15 protein-coding genes are annotated in these 17,222 nt (G+C 68.8%); 5 read left to right on the top strand and 10 right to left on the bottom strand.

The features are described 5' to 3' along the window. Positions 1-55: 55 nt before the first annotated feature. The gene (locus M8859_RS15855) at positions 56-838 is read right to left on the bottom strand and encodes an SDR family oxidoreductase (RefSeq protein ID WP_159923253.1); all 783 of its coding nucleotides are present in this window, start codon (positions 836-838) and stop codon (positions 56-58) included. A gap of 151 nt (positions 839-989) precedes the next feature. On the opposite strand from M8859_RS15855, the gene M8859_RS15860 reads away from it, so the two are divergent. Genes M8859_RS15860 through M8859_RS15875 form a run of 4 tightly spaced genes read left to right on the top strand, consistent with a single transcriptional unit; the run spans position 990 to position 6,938 of the window. Further along, positions 990-2,336, top strand: a complete 1,347-nt coding sequence (locus tag M8859_RS15860; RefSeq protein WP_195069731.1) for a lipase family protein — start codon at positions 990-992, stop codon at positions 2,334-2,336. Between the two features lie 59 nt (positions 2,337-2,395). Further along, positions 2,396-3,208, top strand: coding sequence for a tRNA (guanosine(46)-N7)-methyltransferase TrmB (gene trmB, locus M8859_RS15865; protein WP_159923257.1), 813 nt, complete (start codon positions 2,396-2,398; stop codon positions 3,206-3,208). Beyond that, on the top strand, positions 3,205-3,933 hold the full coding sequence (locus M8859_RS15870; protein ID WP_159923259.1) for an NYN domain-containing protein: 729 nt from the start codon (positions 3,205-3,207) through the stop codon (positions 3,931-3,933). Before trmB ends, M8859_RS15870 begins: the two co-directional genes overlap by 4 nt. Then, positions 3,933-6,938 (top strand): MMPL family transporter, encoded by a 3,006-nt coding sequence (locus M8859_RS15875; protein WP_249644464.1) that lies wholly within the window; start codon positions 3,933-3,935, stop codon positions 6,936-6,938. Before M8859_RS15870 ends, M8859_RS15875 begins: the two co-directional genes overlap by 1 nt. A 92-nt stretch (positions 6,939-7,030) precedes the next feature. Here the strand turns inward: M8859_RS15875 and M8859_RS15880 are convergent, their stop codons facing one another. After that, positions 7,031-9,184 carry a DUF2339 domain-containing protein gene (locus M8859_RS15880; protein WP_236565400.1) on the bottom strand — a complete coding sequence of 718 codons (2,154 nt, stop codon included), beginning with the start codon at positions 9,182-9,184 and terminating at the stop codon, positions 7,031-7,033. A gap of 141 nt (positions 9,185-9,325) precedes the next feature. Beyond that, on the bottom strand, positions 9,326-9,652 hold the full coding sequence (locus tag M8859_RS15885) for a hypothetical protein (RefSeq protein WP_236565401.1): 327 nt from the start codon (positions 9,650-9,652) through the stop codon (positions 9,326-9,328). Positions 9,653-10,150: 498 nt separating this feature from the next. Here M8859_RS15885 and M8859_RS15890 point away from each other — a divergent pair, with 498 nt between their 5' ends. Then, positions 10,151-11,341, top strand: coding sequence for a helix-turn-helix domain-containing protein (locus tag M8859_RS15890; protein ID WP_159923265.1), 1,191 nt, complete (start codon positions 10,151-10,153; stop codon positions 11,339-11,341). Here M8859_RS15890 and M8859_RS15895 read toward each other — a convergent pair. The 7 genes from M8859_RS15895 to M8859_RS15925 all read right to left on the bottom strand — a co-directional run bounded on the left by M8859_RS15895 (position 11,338) and on the right by M8859_RS15925 (position 17,206). Continuing rightward, a complete protein-coding gene (locus M8859_RS15895) occupies positions 11,338-11,706 on the bottom strand; it encodes a MerR family transcriptional regulator (protein WP_159923267.1) in 369 nt (122 codons plus the stop codon). The two genes, M8859_RS15890 and M8859_RS15895, sit on opposite strands and share 4 nt — an antisense overlap. A 118-nt stretch (positions 11,707-11,824) precedes the next feature. Then, positions 11,825-12,343, bottom strand: a complete 519-nt coding sequence (locus M8859_RS15900; RefSeq protein WP_195069734.1) for a PadR family transcriptional regulator — start codon at positions 12,341-12,343, stop codon at positions 11,825-11,827. Beyond that, complete coding sequence (locus M8859_RS15905) at positions 12,340-12,954, bottom strand: L-2-amino-thiazoline-4-carboxylic acid hydrolase (protein WP_249644465.1); 615 nt, start codon at positions 12,952-12,954, stop codon at positions 12,340-12,342. Before M8859_RS15905 ends, M8859_RS15900 begins: the two co-directional genes overlap by 4 nt. A gap of 356 nt (positions 12,955-13,310) precedes the next feature. After that, entirely contained in the window at positions 13,311-14,003 is a 693-nt protein-coding gene (locus M8859_RS15910) for a DUF1707 SHOCT-like domain-containing protein (protein WP_283779728.1), read from the bottom strand. 72 nt (positions 14,004-14,075) lie between these two features. Beyond that, the gene (locus M8859_RS15915) at positions 14,076-14,741 is read right to left on the bottom strand and encodes a response regulator (protein WP_159923273.1); all 666 of its coding nucleotides are present in this window, start codon (positions 14,739-14,741) and stop codon (positions 14,076-14,078) included. 16 nt (positions 14,742-14,757) lie between these two features. Continuing rightward, the gene (macS, locus tag M8859_RS15920; protein ID WP_249644466.1) at positions 14,758-15,951 is read right to left on the bottom strand and encodes a MacS family sensor histidine kinase; all 1,194 of its coding nucleotides are present in this window, start codon (positions 15,949-15,951) and stop codon (positions 14,758-14,760) included. Next, the gene (locus M8859_RS15925) at positions 15,911-17,206 is read right to left on the bottom strand and encodes an AI-2E family transporter (RefSeq protein WP_372492913.1); all 1,296 of its coding nucleotides are present in this window, start codon (positions 17,204-17,206) and stop codon (positions 15,911-15,913) included. Before M8859_RS15925 ends, macS begins: the two co-directional genes overlap by 41 nt. Positions 17,207-17,222: the final 16 nt, after the last annotated feature.

The raw sequence follows: 17,222 nt of genomic DNA on the forward strand, positions 1-17,222 counted from the left end.
CCTTTTACGGTGCGCAATTCTGTCAGAAGTCAGGCCATGGGACAGGCTGGACCGCTCAGCTGCCGCTGAAGTACTTGTTCGCGGTCCGCACCGCCCAGTTCGGCGCGTATTTCGCCACCGTCGCCAGTAGCTTCGCCTGCGTGCCGATCTCGTAGTGCACCTTCGGCAGCCGGGCGCGCTTGCGGGTGGCCTCCCAGATTCCGGCGGCCACGTCGTCGGCGCTCAGCCGCACGCCCAGCGACTTCGTCGTCCCCGTCGTCACGCCGTCCACCATGGCGGTGGCCACGAACAGCGGCCAGATCGCGAGCGCCCGGATGTCGTAGCGCTCCCATTCGAGGTCCAGTGCCTCGGTGAAACTCTTGACCGCCGCCTTGGTCGCACCGTAGCTGGCGAGTTCGGCTTGGCCGTAGATCGCCGAAGCCGAGCAGAGGTTGACCACCTGGGCGCCCGGGGTGTCTCGCAGGTAGCGGAACGCGCTGTGCGTTCCGGTGAGCACACCGACCAAGTTGACCTCGACGATCGCCCGGTGGGCGGACAGCTCGATCGACTCGAACCCCCCTGCGCGCAGGATGCCCGCATTGTTGACCAGGATGTCCAACCGTCCGGTCGCGGCGTGGAACTCCGCGAGCCGCTCCGCCCACTGGGTGTCGTTCGTCACATCGAGAACACCGGTGTGCACCGCGCCACCCTTGGCGGTGATGTCCCCGGAAAGCCTGGTCAGCCCCACTTCATCGATGTCATAAGCCCCGACATGGTATCCCTGCGCAGCGAAAAGCAAGGCCGTCGCCCGCCCGATACCGGCCGCCGCGCCGGTGATGAATACAGTCGGTCTGCTCATGCCGGGGAGTCTAGTGCCGCGGACGCCGTGTACTCCGGGGTTCCCAGACGCCCGGTCGGTCACTTACCCTGCTGAAGTGGTCGGCACCACAACCGGTGCGCAGCTTGGCCTTTCGCATGCGGCAACCGACCTCGACGATGAGGAGGTCGCGATGACCGCGGATGTCATCGGCGCTGTCGACTCGCAGCCCGCTTGTCCCACCGAACGCAAGCCGTTGCTGCCCAGCGCGGACCCGTTCCATCGACCGCCGAAGGGCTTCGCGGCCAAGGCGCCCGGCGCCATCCTGCGCAGCAGGAAGATCGAGATCGCGCTGTTCGGGATCGTGCCGCAACAGGTGTCGGCCTGGCAGTTACTGTACCGCAGCTGTGATCTGCACGGGGCTCCCGAAGCGGCGATCACCACGGTCCTGCTGCCCGTCGACGCGGAACCGGACGAGGATCGTCCGCTGCTGGCCTTCCAGACTGCGATGGACGCGGTGAGCGAGAAGTGCTCCCCGTCCTACGCCCTGCGCTCCGGCGCGCGTGCGCTCGGCTCGATCACCCAGTTGGAATGGCTGCTGGTGGCGAACGCGCTGCGGCGCGGCTGGGCGGTGAGCATCGCCGATCACGAGGGTCCGCACGGTAATTTCGGTGCGCCGCGTGAGCCCGGTTACCGCGCGCTGGACGGCATCCGCGCCGCGCTGCGGTTCGGTCCGCTCGGTCTCGGCCCGCGAACCCGCGTCGCGGTGTGGGGCTACTCCGGCGGTGGCATGGCCAGCTCCTGGACGGTAGAGATGGCGCCGACGTACGCCCCCGAACTGGACATCGTCGGCGCGGTGCTCGGCGCCCCGGTCGGCGACCCGCGCCAGGTCTTCGACCGGTTGAACGGCACCCCCTACGCGGGCCTGCCCGCCATCGTCATCGCCGCGCTGCGCAGGCTGTACCCCGCGTTGAGCTCGCTGATCGACAACGAGCTGAGCCCGGACGGCCACCGGTTCGTCGTCCGCGCGGAGAACGCGACGCCGCTCGGCGCGATCCTCGGGCTGGCCAACAAGAAGGTGGACGACTTCTTGGACCGCCCGCTCGCCGAGGTGCTCGACACCCCGGAACTGAACGCGATGTTCGACGATCTGCGGCTCGGCAACACGACGCCGTCCTGCCCGCTGCTGGTTGTGCAACCCATCCACGACCAGATCATCCACATCTCGGGCGTCGACGGACAGGTGGCGCGCTACCGCCGCGGCGGCGCCGCGGTGACCTACGTGCGCGACCGGCTCAGCGAGCATTTCTCGCTGCTGCCGCTGTCCACCCCGATCAGCCTCGACTGGCTGGCCGACCGGTTCGCCGGGCAACCGGTGAGCGACGTCGGCGACACCACCGTATGGTCGGTCGCGGCCTCGCCGTCGGGGGTGCGCGGCCTGCTGGAAATGGCGGTCACAGCGGCCAAGGTCGCGCTGGGCAGGCCCCTGCGCCAGCAACAGCCGACCGCGACCAGAATCGCCCCCGCGCGCGCCGCCTGACCTCCCGCTCAGCGAGCCGTGCACGACCGCTTACCGCACTGATCGCGGGATGCTGGACAATGGACGTCGTGAACGACGCCGCGAACCATACTGCCGAGTCAGTTCCGGGCCCGCCGTCCACAGCTTCGGCTCCGGCCGAGGGCGGGCCCCGGCACAAGACCGGCTCCCGCCTGTACCCCCGAGTCACCAGCTTCCGGTCGCGCAGGGGCGCGCTGACCGCGACCCAGCAGCAATCCTGGGACCGGATGTGGCCCTCGATCGGCCGCGAGGTCGCCGACGAGCCACTGGACGCGGCCGCGTGGTTCGGCCGCGACGCGCCGCTGGTCGTCGAGATCGGCTGCGGCACGGGGACCGCGACGGCCGCCATGGCGCAGGCCGAACCACACCTGAACCTGATCGGCATCGAGGTCTACCAGCCCGGCCTCGCGCAGTTGGTGCAGCGCATCGAGCGCGAAGGGATCGGCAATATCCGCCTGCTGCGCGGAGACGCGGTCGACGTGCTGGAGAACATGATTGCCCCAGAGTCGCTCACCGGCGTCCGAGTGTTCTTTCCCGACCCGTGGCCGAAGGCGCGCCACCACAAGCGGCGGCTGCTGCAGCCCGCGACGGTCGCGTTGATCGCCGACCGCCTGAAGCCGGGGGGTGTGTTGCACGTCGCCACCGACCATGCCGGCTACGCCGAGCACATCCACGAGGTCGGCATGGCAGAGCCCCTGCTCAAAGGATTGAACGAGACCACGGGCGGGGTCAGCGAGGAGCATCGGGCCACGGCGCCCATCGGTTTCGAGCGTCCGGTCACCAAGTTCGAAGGCAAGGCACATCGCGCCGGTAGCGCCATCACCGAGCTCATATGGGGGAAGATCGACCGATGAGCGTCAGTGAGATGGCCCACGAAGTGGTCGATGTTGCCGGGGAGGTGCACGGGGGCGGAGCGGAAGGTCTGGGCGGCTCGACGCCGGACGTGCGCAGGGTCCTGTTGGTGTGGGACGCCCCGAACCTCGACATGGGCCTCGGCGCCATCCTCGGCGGTCGTCCGACCGCCGCCTATCGTCCGCGGTTCGACGCGCTCGGCCGCTGGCTGCTGGCCCGGACCGCCGAACTCTCGGTGGGCGCGGTGCATCGCGTGGAACCCGAGGCCACCGTCTTCACCAACATCGCGCCCGGCACCGCCGACGTCGTGCGGCCCTGGGTGGAGGCCCTGCGCAACGTGGGCTATGCGGTCTTCGCCAAACCCAAGATCGACGAGGATTCCGACGTCGACGCCGACATGCTGGCGCACATCGCGTTACGCAGTCGCGGCGCCGGTTTGGCGGGCATCATGGTGGCCTCGGCCGACGGCCAGGCGTTCCGCGAACCGCTGGAGGAACTCGCCGCCAAAGGCGTGCCGGTCCAGGTACTCGGCTTCCGTGAGCACGCGAGTTGGGCCGTCACATCCGATACTCTCGAATTCATCGACCTCGAGGACATTCCGGGCGTGTTCCGCGAACCGCTGCCCCGAGTTAGCCTCGACTCGCTGCCCGACGAGGGTGCCTGGCTGCAGCCGTTCCGGCCGCTGTCGGCACTGCTCACCTCTCGCCCCGCCCAAGGAGTCGCTTAGTGTTCACACGCTGGGGCGATCTGGTATACCGCCTGCGTTTTGCCGTCATCGGCGTCGTCGTGGCGGCCCTCCTGGCTTTGGGCGGTTACGGCCTCGGCTTGGAACACCATCTCAGCTCCAGCGGGTGGGACGATCCGACCTCGGAGTCCGCGCAGGCCGCGCGGATCGCCGACGCGGCGTTCGGCCGGGATCACAACAGCGACGTGATCCTGCTCTACACCGCGCCCGAGGGCAGAACGATCGATGACCCCGAATTCAGCGGCAAGGTCGTCGCCAATCTCGCGAGCCTGCCGCGCGAGCACCCGGACGAGATCACCAAGATCAACGGAACGTACTGGCGCAACGACGCCGGTATCCCCGCGCAGCCCAGCGTCTTCGGCGCGAAGGACAAGAAGCACGCCTTCGCCTCGGTGGCCATCAACGGCAACAACGACACCGAGATGGTGCGCAACTACCGCAAGGTGAAGGACGTCTTCTACATTCTGGGCGTCGATGTTCAGGTCACCGGGTTGCAGGCGGTGGCGGGCACGCTCAACGACACCATGGCTTCCGACCAGAAGCGCATGGAGATGCTGGCCATCCCCGCGGTGGCGGTGCTGTTGTTCTTCATCTTCGGCGGCCTGGTGGCCGCGGGCCTGCCGCTGGTGGTCGGCGGTCTCACCGTCATCGGCGCCAACGGCATCATCATGGTGCTGACGAAGTTCACGGAGGTGAACTCGTTCGTCTCGGGCGTGGTGTCGATGATCGGTCTCGGCCTCGCCATCGACTACGGGTTGTTCATCGTCAGTCGCTTCCGGGAGGAACTCGCCGAAGGTTACGACACCCGTGCGGCGGTGCGGCGCTCGGTGATGACGGCGGGACGCACGGTCGTGTTCTCCGCGACCATGATCATCGCCAGTCTCGGCGGCATGCTGCTGTTCCCGCAGGGCTTCTTGAAATCGGTGGCCTACGGCACGATCGCCACGGTCTCGCTGGCCGCGCTGACCGCCATCACGATCCTGCCCGCCATGCTCGGTGTACTCGGCCCGCGCGTGGACATGCTGGGCTTCAAGCGCTTCCGCCAGACGAAGACGGCCGAAGAGATCGAGCACGGTTTCTGGGGAAAGATCACTCAGTGGGTGATGAAGCATCCGCTGAAGATCGCCGTGCCGATCTGCATCGTCCTGCTGCTGCTGATCATCCCGGTGAAGAACCTCGCCTTCGGCGGCATCAACGAGCGATACCTGCCGCCGGACAACGCGACCCGCGTCGCGCTCGAGGACTTCTACCAGGTCTTCCCGCTGAAGAAGACCGACCCGGTGCAATTGGTGATGGTGTCCGAGGACAGCAACGCCGTCGGCAAGGTGTGGAAGGAGGCGGGCCAGGCGCCCGGCCTCGCCAGCGCTTTCGACGTGCCGAGCCGCTCCACTACCGATCCGAACGTCTATCGCACCAGCGCGACACTCGCGGATTCGGAGAACGCCGACCCCACCATCGAGTACCTGCGGTCGATAGCGGTGCCCGACAGCGTCGATCTCTACGTGGGCGGCCAGCCGACCATCCAGAAGGACAGCATCGACGCGCTGCTGAACCGCATGCCCGCGATGATCGCGCTGGTGCTGTTCGTCACGACGCTGCTGATGTTCCTGACGTTCGGCTCGCTGGTGCTGCCCATCAAAGCCGCGCTGATGAGCGCGCTCGGCCTCGGCAGCACGCTGGGCATCCTGACGTGGATCTTCGTCGACGGGAACGGCGCGACGCCGCTGAACTTCACCCCGCAGCCGATCATGTCGCCGGTGCTGGTGCTGATCATCGCCGTGATCTACGGCTTGTCCACCGACTACGAGGTCTTCCTGCTCTCGCGCATGGTCGAGGCGCGCACCCAAGGCGCATCCACCACCGAGGCGGTGCGCGCGGGAACCGCGCACACCGGCCGCATCATCACCGCGGCCGCGCTCATCCTGCTCGTCGTGGTCGGCGCCTTCGCGTTCTCGGACCTGGTGATGATGCAGTACATCGCCTACGGCCTCATCGCGGCGCTGTTCATCGACGCGACCATCCTGCGGATGCTGCTGGTGCCCGCCACCATGAAGCTGCTCGGCGACGACTGCTGGTGGGCGCCCACCTGGATGAAGCGCATCCAGCAGAAGATCGGCCTCGGCGAGCCGATTCTCGACGACGAACGTCCCGGTGGCGGCGAGGTCGTCGACCTGGTCAAGACGACGCCGATCACCGACCCGGTGACGATGCAGATCCCCGCGGTCGCCGACGCCAACAAGGTGCCGCGCAGGCGCAAGCCGCGGACGGTCGCCGAGATCGAGGCGGAGGCGCCCACCAGGCGACTGGACCGCGTCCCGCCGCCGCCCGCACCGCAGGCGACGCCCGCGCCCGCGCCACTCGATCCGACCAGGAAGCGCCCGGAATCTCCGCGCAACGCCACGCCACCGCAGGGTGAGCCGATTCGCCCGCGGCGGATTCCGCAGGTCCCGAACCCCCCGCGCTACACGCCGGACCAGGCGGAGCGGCGACCGCAGTCGCCTCCGGCCGGCCCGCAAGGCCCCGCGGGGCCGCGACCGGCGCCGCCCACCGGCCTGCGGCAGGACCAGCACGGGCCGCACGCCGGTGTGCCATCGGTGATCTTCCCCGAGCACAGCGCGGAAGCGCTCGTCTCGTCGGTCACGCCGCCCGCGCCGCGCCCGACCCACGTGGCGGAATCGCTTCCGCTGTCCGGCCTCTCGCAGGAGCCGGCCGTCGACCTTCCCGGTGCGCCCCGTGCGGCGCGGTATCTCCCGCCCGACGCCGGGGCCGCTCTCGACGGTCCTGCCCACCGCGCACCCGAGCCCGAGGCGCCCGCGGAGCCGAACAATGGGCCCGACACCACCAATCGCAGCAGCATCGAGAGCTGGATGGCCGAACTACGCTCCTCGCGTCGCCACATCGGCAGGCCGGAGCAGGGGCGGCACCACGGCGGCGACGGCCGCACGGTGAGCGTCAACGAACTGCTGCGCCGCCGCGACCGCGAGTGAGCGGGTAGCCGCCGCGAAGAAGGTCGCCACGCCTGGTCGGGTGGTTCGGCCAGGAGGGAACGCGGCGGCCTTCTCGGCGGGCGGTCCCGTGGTCAGGGTTGCCGCTGCGTTCCCGCATCGGCGAAGGCGCGGGCGTAGCGGGTACCGGCCAACAGCAGCAGGATGCCGACGATGAGGAAGGCGGCGACGCGGACCAGGCCGTCCAGGGTGGCCAGGTCGAAAAGGAACAGCTTGGCCAGAGCCGCTGCCGTGACCGGCAATCCGGAGCCCAAGGCGAGTTTGGCGACAGCGGGTGCGGCGGCGAGCTTGCGCAGGCCGAACAGCAGAGCGCCGGTCGCGCCTGCCATCCACAGGATGGTCGCGGCGCTGTGGCCGACGAGGAACCCGTTCGGGGTCCCGGCCGCGACGCCGATGGAGACCGTCACCGCGGTCACCGCGTAGAGCCCGGCGACGCTCGCGGTAATCCATTGCCACTCATTGCCCGTCGCCGAGCCGCGCAACCGCCGCGCGCTCCACAGCGCGACCGCGACCACCCCGAGGGCGAGTACCGCGCCGAGCACCGTCGCCACACCCAGATTCGCCTCCGAGCGATGCTGCGAGGCAAGCACTTCCGGTCCCGCGATATTCAGCAACCCGAAGCCGCCGAGCACCGCGAACGCCGCGCCGATGCCCGCCGCCGGGCGGGACATCCGCTGGCCCGCCACGGCGAGGAAGCCCAGCGCCACCACGAGCAGCGCCGTGGGCAGTGTCCGGGGCTCGGTCGCGCCGACGCACGCCTCGAGCAAGGCGATCGATCCCGCCACGGCCGCGACGAGCGCGGTATGTCCCGGAATGCGCACGTGCGCGTCCAGTTTCGGTACCGTGCTCACCGCGGCGACGAGCAATAGCAGCGCGGCGGCGGACGAGGCCACCACAACCGAAACGAGCCGTTGCTCGTACATCCCCGGGGCGATCAGCACCGGCACCAGCGCCGCCGCCATCGTCAGCGAGGCGGTGAGATCGGCGGGCCGACGACGGACGACGACGATCGTCCCGGCCAGCCCGACCAGCGCGACCGCCGCCGCGGCCACGAGCAGCCAGGTGCGTTCCTGCGCCGTAGGAGTTCCCACGGCCGCGCCCGCGACGAACACGAACGTCGCCAGTACGGCGGGCAATGTCCGCGCCACGTGCAGGTACGGCCAATCTCGCGTCCATTGCACCGGCACGCAGGCCAGTTGCAACACGATCAAGAACGCCAGCAGCACCAGCCGAGTGGTCAACACCGGTGACAGCACCGCGGCGGCCAGCACCACCAGCACCGCCAACGGCTGTGACCGCCACTGCATCGCCAGGGCGACGCCGCAGGCCGCGACGCCGAACGCGACCGCGAGCCCGAGCACCGGATGCAGCCAGTGATAAAGGGCGGTCACCGCCACCACGTCGAGATAAGCGCCCGCGATGCCGGTGGCGGCCAGCGCGATAGCGCCGACTCGTCCGCCGGTCCGCCCGAAGACCCGCACGCCCGCACCCACCAGCGCCGCCGAGAACACCGCTCCGGCGACCACTCTCGGCACCGGCCCGAAGAAACCCGCCTGAGCGGCCAACACCAGGAGCATCGCGACGCCGATCAACGTCACCGCGACACCAGCCAGCGCCAGGATCCGGCTGATCACCCCGTCACGCTGCCACCACGGAGTGTGCGGCACTCGCGGTTGGGCACGCGGCGGGACGGGCGGACGCGGCGGCACAGCTCCCGGCATCGGCCACGGTGCGTTCTGCGGCCACGGAGCTCCTCCGCCGGAAGCGCTGCCAGGCGGCGGTGCGAAACGTGGTGCGTACGCGGGTTGCGGCGGCGGAACCGGCATACCGGCTGTCGGCGAATGACCGGGCCAAGGCGGGATCATCGGCGGTACCGCTGCGGGCGCGGGCTCTGATCCCGCGAATCCACCGCTCGCGGAGGCTTCCATCGCACTCGACGACCCACCCGCAACTGGACGACCGGGCGCATCGGATGCCGTTCCCCCGGGCATCCGGTCACCGGTCCCGCCCGGTACCGAGCCCTTCGGAGCCCCAGCGCCCGGCATCGACCCGGTCAGGGGCGCTTCCGTTGCGGCTGAGCCGGACTCCACCTCGGCACCCGCCGAATCCGCGGCGATTTGCTCGCGCAGCAACCGCAGGTCCCGCCCGAGCACGCCCAGCTGCGTCCCCAGCGTGGTGAACTCGCTGGAGAGCCGGGCGAGCAGCGCCGGATCGATAGAGGTAGTCATGACTTCATGCTCGTCGCCGCGAAGCGCGCGAGCATGAGTAGTAACCCCTGTAGACAGCCGAGTTCTACTCGTACCGTGCGGGTACCCCGCCCGACCGACCCGCACCCGGGCAGTCGAGTGCGGGCCGGTCGCGCCCGATGGTCAGTGGGCGCGCAAGCCGATGACCTCGTGCACGGCATCGATCACCGCCGAGCGAGGCGGCATGCGCAAGACGCCCGACGCGGGTTCGCCCGCCCAGTGCCAGCCGAGGGCCGAGTCGGAACTGGGCAGCAGGACGATACGACCGCCGGGCACCACGGTGACCCCGTGTCCGGCGAGGCAGCGCCGGACCGGGACCTCGACCGGCCGAGCGGGGCTCGGCGGCGCGACGAGAAAGGTCCACGTGCGCTCGCCCGGGTCGGCGATCACCGGTGCGGCGTGGTTACGGTTCAACTGGGCCAAGACCTTCCGGCCCAATTCCGGCGGCATGACGATAGCCCCGATAATGGAGCCGGTGGTGATGGTCGGGCGTCCGGCGAGAAGCTGAACCGGCAGCCCGTACCTATGCCGCAGCAGACGCGCGACTTCATGCGGAGAATGACAGCCCTCGAACATTCGCCTACCCCCGATCGATGACGTCGAATCCGATGGTGACGAGGGACTTTCGGGGTAGCGGCCCGTGCTGTTCGCGCATCCGCGTTCTGGCGTTCGCCGGTAGGGCGCTGACGTGGCGTACCGATCGAAATGTGCTGTGGCGCGCCGGTCGCGTGGTCTGTGCGGCGGGCCGGCACGCGCGATCGGCACGCCCGGCCTGCACGGTGGTATTCGGCATGATTTTCATCGCCGCCGCCCTTTGCAGTCAAAGTTGCAGAAAGGCAACGGTATTCCAACTCGGAGCCGACGAGTCGTACGCAATGTCCCACTTCGGTGGTCCCAGATAACATAGCGTCGTACTCTGAAACCCAGATTTAACAAAAGGACTTGGGTATGGACGAATCGTCGATCGGAGTTCGGATCCGCCAGTTCCGCGGCAAGGCGCTGACCCAGCGCCAGCTCGCCGACCAGGCGGGAGTGAGCGTGGATCTGGTGCGCAAACTCGAGCAGGGCGGTCGCCAGACCGCGTCCATCGCCAGCTTGCAGAAGATCGCGCGGGCCCTGGACGTGGACATCGCCGACCTGATCGGCAAGCGCCAGGGCGTGCCGTCCGCCAACCCGGACGCGGGCATCGTCGCTATCCGCCGAGCTTTGACACCGGTCGACGACCTGCTCGGCGAGACCGAAGAGGAGGCGGCGGTCAGCCTCGACGACGGGCGCAGGGCGGTCGACTACGCCTGGGGCGCTTACTGGTCGGGCCGTTACGAACTGCTGACCTCGATCCTGCCGCCCGGATTGACCCAGCTGCGTGCCACCGTGCACGCCGCCCGCAACGGTTCGGTAGCGCCCGCCAACGAGTTGCTGGCCAGGATGTATTGGGTAACCGGATGCACGCTGGTACATCTCGGCCAGACCGATCCGGCGTTCCTGGCGATCCGGCAGGCGCTCTCCGCCGCCGAGCTGGGCAACGACCCGCTGCTGCTGGCCACCATCCGCGGTTCGGTTGCCTGGCAGCTGCTGGTGCAGGGCCGCTACGACGAGTCGCGCGGCGTCGCGCTGAACGCGGCGGCGACCCTGGAGCCCTCCGGCGAGGTCACGCCTACGCACCTGTCCGCTTACGGATCGCTGGTGTTGCAGGGTGCGACCGCGGCGGGCCGGGCGCAGGACGTACACGAAGCGTTGTCGCTGGTGGAGGCCGCGAGCGAGGTCGCGGTGCGGATCGGCCAGGATCGGCAGGACTACGAGACCTATTTCGGCCCTTCGCAGGTCGTCATGCAGACCGTCGATGTCAACGTCTCCTCCGAGCGCTACCCGGAGGCGCTGGCCGCCGCCAAGGACATGCCTGCCAACGGCAGTCTCCCGCAGGCGTCCCGGGCACGGCACCTGGCCGACACGGCGGTCGCGCTGACCCGCACCGGCAGGCACCAGCGCGCGCTGGACGCCTTGCTGACCGCGGAGCGGGTGGGCGGCGCGGATTGGCTGAAGTACCAGACGCTGCCCCGCCATATCGTGTCCGAACTGCTCGACCACGACCGGAAGGTGCCCCTACGCGCGTTCGCCCGCCGGATCGGGGTCAACACCTAGCTCACCGACCGTTCCCCGGCTCGCTCGATCACCTCGTCCAGCACCTCCCGCGAGCGCAGGAGATCATCGATGGTACGGGTGATCCGCTCCCGCTCGGTCCGCAACTCGGCGACCAGCGCGGGAGTGGCGTGCTCGTTGGGACCACCGTCCGTATCGCGCATGCAGGGCAGGATCCGCGCGATCTTTTTGCTGGTGAGCCCCGCCGCGAGCAGTTCCTGAATGTGGATGACCCGGTCCACCGCCCGCTCCGGATAGTCGCGATGACCGCCGGGCGTGCGATCGGACGCCAGTATGCCTTGCTGCTCGTAGTAGCGCAGCGACCGCTCACTCACGCCGGTGCGCTCCGCGAGTTCCCCGATACGCATCCGCCATCCGGCCTTTCACGTTCCCCTTGAATCTCACATCTGTGTCAAGTTCTACCATCTCGCGCATGTGCGTCCCCCTCCCCGAGGACGGTGGCAGGCAAGCCGGGGTAAGGCGCAGCTACCGCGCGAGAAGTTGGTCGATCAGCGCCAGGTCGGCCTCGAGATGGGCGCGGCCGTTCGTCAGCAGCAGGGCGATGAGGTCGGCTTCGGCGAGGCCGCTTTTGGCGTCGGTGGCGGTGGACCACACTTCGAGTTCGGACCGGAGTCGGTCACGAAGACCGAGCAGTTCGTCACGTGGGAGCGGCTCGGCGAAAGTAAGCATCGTATAGAGGTCACGCGGGTAGCTGCCGCGGATCCGCCCCCAGCCCACCCTGAGCAGATCGGTCAACTCCGCCCGGCCGGCGGCGGTGATGCGGTAGACCTTGCGGGCTGTCGAGTCGCGGACAGACTCGGGCGTCTCGACCACCTCTGCCGTGCCGGCACGCTCGAGACTGGCCAGCGCGTGATACACCGAACCGCGTTTGACATCGGTCCACCGCTCGGCGTGGCTGGACTCCAACCAGCGCCGGATCTCGTATCCGTGCTTGGGTCCCTGCGCAAGCAGGCCGAGCACGAGAATCCGGGTAGCGGCACTCATGATCGGACGGTGTCGGCGAGTTTGGTCATCACGAACCAGCAGGAGGGGCCGCCATACCCGAAGGTCGTCGGGCGCTCGACCCGGATGCCGTGACGCTCCTCGGAAGCGGCGTCCATCCAGGACGTGTCGAAATCGCAGAACGTCGGCAATAGTTCCGCGGCGTCGGTGGCGATCAAGATCTGCTGGTAGTAGCACTTTCGGACGACCGCTATGTAGCCGTTCGCGTCGTCCTGGGGATGGTCGAAGCGGAAGGCGCCGCCGAAGAAGTCACGTTCGCGCTGTTTGGAACCTTCGCGCAGCACATCGAGCGGATTGCCCGAGGCGTCGAGCGCGGTCTCGGTATCGCGGCGGATCCAGTCGTAGAACGGGCCGAGGAATGCCGCGCGGAACTGCTCGATCGCTTCTTGCTGGGTGTTGCGGTGCCGCAAGCACCGATAGGCGGCGACCGACAGGGCGGTAAACCAGAGAATGTCGAGGGCCGGTTTGTCCACGGCGGTGTGTCGTTGTTCGTCGACGATACCTGCGGCATCGGCCACCACAGCGGCTTCATCGAGTGGGGCGAGGGCGGCGAGGAACGGCGTGCTGAACCAAGTGACATCAGTAGGAATCACGGCACAAGCTTAGTCAAATTTGACCTATAGTCAAATTTGACTCATTGCTCCGTCATCCAGGGGTTCCGGTAGTGCAGCGCGGGAAACAACAGGTTTGGTGTAATCCGTTGATGGGGCACCCAGCACCCACGGCGTATCCGCCCGATTTTTCGGCCGACGCTACGGCTACTCCAAACCAGTTCGGCGGCGGCGCGGATTTGATCTCGCTGGGGCCGAGATCTTCCTTGCCGATCCGATCTGGTGGAACGGTTCCGCACGGGGGCGCCGCGGAACCCGGTGCGCGACGCCACCGGATGTACGTGGGCTACACCGACCACCCGACGCCATGGCCCCTGCGGCGGACTGACCCGGTCGGCTCAGCGCCCCATCAACTTGCGCCACTGCGCGATGAACGGGTGCTTCGCCGTAACCGATCCGAATCGCATCTTGCCGTGCACCACCAGATGCAGCGGGCCGAGCGGCGGGCCGGTGCGGACCTTGTTGTTCACGCTGGAACCGATCAGCTCCAGCCCGTTCAAGTCGACGGTGGCCTCCGCGGGCACGATCAGGGTGACCGAACCGCAGAAGTCGTCGACACGCACCTCCACGACCTGGGTCGACATGATCGCCTCGGTGAAATCCAATGTGACGCCGGACATCCAGTTGTTCAGGTACAGCGTGGGCGGCACCTGCCACGGACCACGGCGGTTCACCCCGGCCATGCGCGAACGGATCACGTTGCCCGCGGAGTTCGAGCCCGGCGCCGGATGGGCCCGCCCGGCGAAGGCGGGCGAGGAGTTCACGAACGTCGACGACGGCGCCGCGGGCTGCCCGACCAGACGGACACCGGGCAGATCGATCAGCACGGCGTTCAGTTCCCCGCGCGTCTTGGCGGCCAGCGCGGTGTCCATCCGCTCGGTGAACTCACCGAGCGAGAGCATGCCGAGGCCGACCGCGCGCTGCAACAGCTGACCGACATGTTCGCGCTCGGCATCCGACACGCGCAGTTCCCGGTCGCCCACCGCGCCGCCGGAGCCGACCGCATTGGATACCGATTCGGGCCCGCCCATGCGATCGAGGTTACCGAGCCCGCGCGCGGGGCCGCATCAGGGCGATCCCTGATTCGGGACCATCCGCCGGGACTACTCGAGCCCCTGTTCGATGGCGTAGCGAGTCAACTCGACCCGATTGGCCAGCTGCAGTTTGCGCAGCGTCGCCTGCACATGGTTCTCCACCGTGCGATGACTGAGTCCCAGCCGCGCAGCGATCTGTTTGGCCGACAGGCCCTTCGCCACCATCCGGAGTACCTCGGTCTCGCGCTCGGTGAGCGCGGGCCGGTGTGGCTCGTCGGGCCGTGTGGGCGCGGTCGCCATCCGCCGGTATTCGCCGAGCACCAGTCCCGCCAGCCCCGGTGTGAACACCGCTTGACCGGAGGCGGTGGCGCGCACGGCGTCGACCAGCTCGGCCGCCGACGCGCTCTTGACCAGGTAGCCCGATGCGCCCGCTTTGATCGCGTCGAGCACGTCGTCGCGTTCGGCCGACGCCGAGAGCACCAGCACCCGGCTCCGCGGCGACACCCGCAGCACCTCGGCGGTGGCCTGCGCCCCGTTACCGTCGGGCAGTTGCATGTCCATCAGCACCACGTCCGGGCGCACCGCCGCCGCCCGCCTGGCCGCCGCGCCGACACCGTCGGCCGTCGCCGTCACCTGGAACCCGGCCTCGGTGAGATCGCGGGAGACTCCGTCCCGCCACATCGGGTGGTCGTCCACCACCATCACCGAAATCGGCTCTGCCGCCTGGTCCGTCATCCCCGCCTCCCGTCTCTCATCTCGGCACCCGGAATTCCCATTCGGTGCCGAATCCGACGCCGCCGTCGATCTCGGTGAGCAGGTCCGCGCTGCCGCCGAGAGCCGCGATCCGCCCGACGATCGACCGGGAAACTCCCATCCGTCCCTCGGCTTCGGCCTCGGCCAGCCGGCCCGGCGGGATGCCGACGCCGTCGTCGCGCACGCTGATCACCAGTTCGTCGCCGGTATCCTCCAGTAGGACATAGGCTCGAGCATCCGGCCCGGCGTGCGATTCCACATTGGACAGCGCCGTGGCCACGGCCGAGGCGATCTCGTTCGCCACCCAGCGGCCGATCCGTACCGGGTCGCCCGGCGTGGACACCGACACCGTGGGAGTGGATTGCGCGGTCAGCAGCGGCCGCAGGTCGACCTCGGCTCCGCCCGCGTCCCCGTGATCGGCCTGCTCGGTGATCAGCACGCGCAGCGCCACCTCCTGCTCGCCGGCTCGCAGGGCCAACTCCTCGGTGGGGCCCCCGATCTCGCTGCCGCGGCGCTTGATGTAGCTGAGCACCTGCAACACCCCGTCGTGCACCTCGCGGGACAGTCGTTCGCGCTCTTCGGCCGCCGCGGTCAAGCGCACCGCCTGCTCCAGCTGGTCTTGGGCACGCCGCGCGGTGTTGGCGGCCAGGCCGAGCGCGAGGCCCACCGAGACCAGCACCGGCACCGTCGCATCCGTCCACACGTCCTCACCCCACTGATCGCGCACCGTCAGCGACACCGCGGCGATCAGGGCTCCCGACAGCACACCCGCGAACGGTCCGCGCAGGATCGCCGCGCCGATCACGGCGTTGGTGGCCCACAGCGTGGTCGGCAGCGTCTGATGTCCGTGGTACCAGCCGTAGTCGGCGACCAAGCGCGTCGCGGCCATCAACCCGATCACGACCACGTGGTCGCCGATCACCACCCACGTGCGCAGTCGGGCCACCTCGGGGACGCTCCACTGCGACAGCATGATCGCCGAGGCGCCCGACCACACCGCCATCAGCGCGATGAGCACCCAGCTCAACCGCTGGTTGGTGTAGTACGGCACCGAGGCGACCTGCTGGCCCACCGCGTACAGCAGCGTGACCAGGCGCAGCGCCTGCGCGGCCCGCCACAGCGGGGTGGTCGCCACGTCGGCCGAGCGCAGCTCAGTCCTTCGCCGTGCCGTCGTCGGCTTGCGCGCCGTCATCGGATTCCGCCTTCTGCTGCGCCGCTTTCCGCTCCACCGCCCGCTTCTTGGTCGCCTCCAGCAGTGTGGCGGCCACGTCGAACCGGCCGGGATCGGCTCGATCCGGATCGGCCGAATACAGCCCGCGATGCTCGTCACCGGTCTGCAGTTCCTCGTACAACTCCTCGGGACCTTCCAGCAACGACCGGATCGCGGTGTTCATCACCGCGACGAACGGCACCGCGAGCAGACCGCCCGCGATCCCGCCGAGCACCACGCCCGCCGTGATCGCCAGCACCACGGCGAGCGGATGGATGCTGACCGCCCGCCCGAGCAGCAACGGTTGCAGCACATGGCCCTCGAGCTGCATCACCGCGATGATGATGCCCAGCACGATCAAGGCGGTGACGAGGCCTTTGGTCACCAGCGCGATGAACACCGCGATGAACCCGGCCAGAAACGCGCCGATGATCGGGATGAACGCGCCGATGAACACCAGCGAGGCCAGCGGAAGCGCCAAGGGAACACCGAGAATGGCCAGCCCGGCTCCGATGCCGATGGCGTCCACGGCGGCGACCACGACCGTCGCGCGGACGAAACCGACCAGGGTGCCGAACCCGAGCCGCCCGGCGGTGCGCACCCGCTCACGGTGGTCGCTGGGCACGATCCTGGTGACGAACGCCCAGATCTGGTCGCCGCCGTAGAGGAAGAAGATGAGGATGAACAGCGTCAGGAACGCGCCCGTCAGCAGTTCGCCGATCACGGTCGCGGTGGTCAGCGCCCCGCTGGTCAGGCTGTCCTGATTGGACTGGATGGCCTTGACGATGGCGTCGCCGGCGTTGCGGATCTGCTCGTTGCTCAGATGCAGCCTGCCGTTGATCAGCCAATCCTGGATCTGATGGATGCTGTCGGTGAACTTGTCGGTCAGCTGCGGCACACCGGCGACGAACTGTTCGACGACGAAGGTCATGATGCCCGCGACCACACCGATCGAACCGACCAGCGCCACGAAGACACCGACCGCGCGCGGCACGCCCATTCGCTGGATCCAGTCCACCAGCGGCGCCAGCAGAGCCGCCGCCAGCAGCGCGATCGCCAGTGGGATGACCACGGTCGCCAGTTTCTGCACGATCGCCGTGATCGCGATCGCCAGGGCGAACAACACCAGCAGCCGCCAGCCCCACTCCGCCGATACCCGGACGACCGGGTGCACCGTGTCCGCGGCAGGCCGTGACAGCGTGATTTTCCGGTCTGGACTTGACTTCGGGTCGGTCACCTCCGTGAGCCTAACG

The sequence above is a fragment of the Nocardia sputi genome, assembly GCF_023501985.1.

Coding starts and splice junctions, on each gene's coding strand:
- M8859_RS15900 (WP_195069734.1), bottom strand. CDS start 12,343: ATGAGTGCCGCTACCCGGATTCTCGTGCTCGGCCTGCTTGCGCAGGGA.
- M8859_RS15860 (WP_195069731.1), top strand. CDS start 990: ATGACCGCGGATGTCATCGGCGCTGTCGACTCGCAGCCCGCTTGTCCC.
- M8859_RS15890 (WP_159923265.1), top strand. CDS start 10,151: ATGGACGAATCGTCGATCGGAGTTCGGATCCGCCAGTTCCGCGGCAAG.
- M8859_RS15915 (WP_159923273.1), bottom strand. CDS start 14,741: ATGACGGACCAGGCGGCAGAGCCGATTTCGGTGATGGTGGTGGACGAC.
- M8859_RS15870 (WP_159923259.1), top strand. CDS start 3,205: ATGAGCGTCAGTGAGATGGCCCACGAAGTGGTCGATGTTGCCGGGGAG.
- M8859_RS15880 (WP_236565400.1), bottom strand. CDS start 9,184: ATGACTACCTCTATCGATCCGGCGCTGCTCGCCCGGCTCTCCAGCGAG.
- M8859_RS15910 (WP_283779728.1), bottom strand. CDS start 14,003: ATGGGCGGGCCCGAATCGGTATCCAATGCGGTCGGCTCCGGCGGCGCG.
- macS (WP_249644466.1), bottom strand. CDS start 15,951: ATGACGGCGCGCAAGCCGACGACGGCACGGCGAAGGACTGAGCTGCGC.
- trmB (WP_159923257.1), top strand. CDS start 2,396: ATGGACGTCGTGAACGACGCCGCGAACCATACTGCCGAGTCAGTTCCG.
- M8859_RS15855 (WP_159923253.1), bottom strand. CDS start 838: ATGAGCAGACCGACTGTATTCATCACCGGCGCGGCGGCCGGTATCGGG.
- M8859_RS15885 (WP_236565401.1), bottom strand. CDS start 9,652: ATGCCGCCGGAATTGGGCCGGAAGGTCTTGGCCCAGTTGAACCGTAAC.
- M8859_RS15895 (WP_159923267.1), bottom strand. CDS start 11,706: ATGCGTATCGGGGAACTCGCGGAGCGCACCGGCGTGAGTGAGCGGTCG.